The sequence below is a fragment of the Shewanella sp. YLB-07 genome, from assembly GCF_009377275.1.
Window position 1 is genome coordinate 1 of record NZ_VOQB01000035.1, and the last position, 1,894, is coordinate 1,894.

1 tRNA gene, 2 rRNA genes and 1 pseudogene are annotated in these 1,894 nt (G+C 43.5%); all 4 read right to left on the minus strand.

The window, feature by feature from the left end:
* Positions 1-301: 301 nt before the first annotated feature.
* Positions 302-1,163, minus strand: a pseudogene (locus FS373_RS31320) (IS630 family transposase); the annotation flags it as partial.
* Between the two features lie 165 nt (positions 1,164-1,328).
* A 5S ribosomal RNA gene (gene rrf, locus FS373_RS31330) occupies positions 1,329-1,444 on the minus strand.
* 38 nt (positions 1,445-1,482) lie between these two features.
* Positions 1,483-1,558: transfer RNA gene (locus tag FS373_RS31335), tRNA-Thr, on the minus strand.
* An 85-nt stretch (positions 1,559-1,643) separates the two neighbouring features.
* Positions 1,644-1,759, minus strand: a 5S ribosomal RNA gene (gene rrf / locus FS373_RS31340).
* Between the last annotated feature and the right edge of the window lie 135 nt (positions 1,760-1,894).

Below are 1,894 nucleotides of genomic sequence, written 5' to 3' on the forward strand. Positions count from 1 at the left end.
TTGGCGTCAAGGGCTTTTTTAAGAAGATTTTTAAGCGGTTAAATAACCACCAACAAAACATTCATAACCAAATTCACTTAACTCCCTGACTCGTCTCATTATCGCTATGGCTACTGCCTTAGTGACGCTGTTTGCCGTGTCAGTGGATCCGCATTATAGGGATGTCAGCTCAGAGTACAAGGTTTTTTTCTAAGAAAAGTGGTCTTTTTTACACCCCCTAACTTAAACACATTCTACACACTCATTACCCCCAGACTTACCCACAAAACAGGTGGTTTCTGACTAATACCAATCGGTATAATTATCTGGTCAGATTTATCCATGAACGATTGCACAGATTTTTTACCGTATCCGTGTCACTAATAAAGCTATTCCATGCTTGTGAGCATTGCTCGACAATATCCTCATAATTAGCAAAACACCGATTCGCTAAGTGACGTTGCCTCATCCAGCCCCAAACTTGTTCAACCGGGTTGAGTTCTGGTGAGTAGGGAGGGAGTTTGATCATCGTCAGATTATCAAACTCATCATCTAGATCCTTACTATGCCAGCCTGCACCGTCCATGATCACGACGGCATGACGATCTGGAGGGGTCGCTTGAGAGATAAGTTTTAGGTGTTGGTGCATTGTCCCTTTATCCACCCACGGAGTGATAAGTGCCTCCGTATTACCATTAGCCGGACATACAGCACCGAAAACATAGGCGTATTCAAACTGTTGCTGCCGAACAACTCTTGGACGACTTCCTTTTTTAGCCCACAAGCGTGTCGTTGTATTTTGTTGACCTATCCTAGCTTCATCCTGAAACCAGACATCTACTTGAGATAAAGCGATATGGCCAGGGATGTTAAGGATCGTTTCCAGGCGGAAGTTTTTTAAAAGCTTCTTGTGCTGCTAACGATTGTTTTAGGTGCTTTGAGCGACTAGTTATCCATGAAAAGCCAAGCCTTTTTAATGCTCTATAGATACTTGATAGCTCATAATGAATGCCAAAATGCTTAAAAAGATATTCATTAATGTCATGAGCAGATAACCTCCCGCCTGTTTCTGAGAGACTACGAGCTTCAATGAATGCCGAAAGTTGCCTAGATTGAGCAGCACTCAAGGCGGGAGGTCGACCAGGCGATGTTTTGTGGTCAAGCCCAACCAAGCCTCGTTCCAAAATTGGTATTAGCAGCTTTGGGTGCATGTGAAGTAGGCATTGCACGTACGCGCTTAAGTGGATAAGTGGATAAGTCACTGTTAAGTCAGGAGTGCGCCTGGAAATGACAAATTGCAGACGTAAAAAAGCCCGCTACATCGTAGCGGGCTTAAATACTAAATAGGCGCCTGGAAATGACCTACTCTCACATGGGGAGACCCCACACTACCATCGGCGCGATTGCGTTTCACTTCTGAGTTCGAGATGGGATCAGGTGGGGCCACAATGCTATGGTTTCCAGACTAATTCTTTAGCACTATCGGTAAATGTGCTGTAAAAATGGTGCTGATACCCAGAATCGAACTGGGGACCTCATCCTTACCAAGGATGCGCTCTACCGACTGAGCCATATCAGCAATATTTTATTCTTCTATCGATAATTTAGTCTTATGTGCTACATAAAATGTAAACTTAACCGCTAAACTATACAGTATATTAGGCGCCTGGAAATGACCTACTCTCACATGGGGAGACCCCACACTACCATCGGCGCGATTGCGTTTCACTTCTGAGTTCGAGATGGATTCAGGTGGGGCCACAATGCTATGGTTTCCAGACTAATTTGGTAAACTTAGAAAGCTTATAAATAATTGGGTTTAGTACACGGATGTACTGTATGTCATAAATGCAGGAGCATTTTATGACCAACTTAAATCAAGTTCGTATTCTTTTGTGCTTATGAAGTAACACAC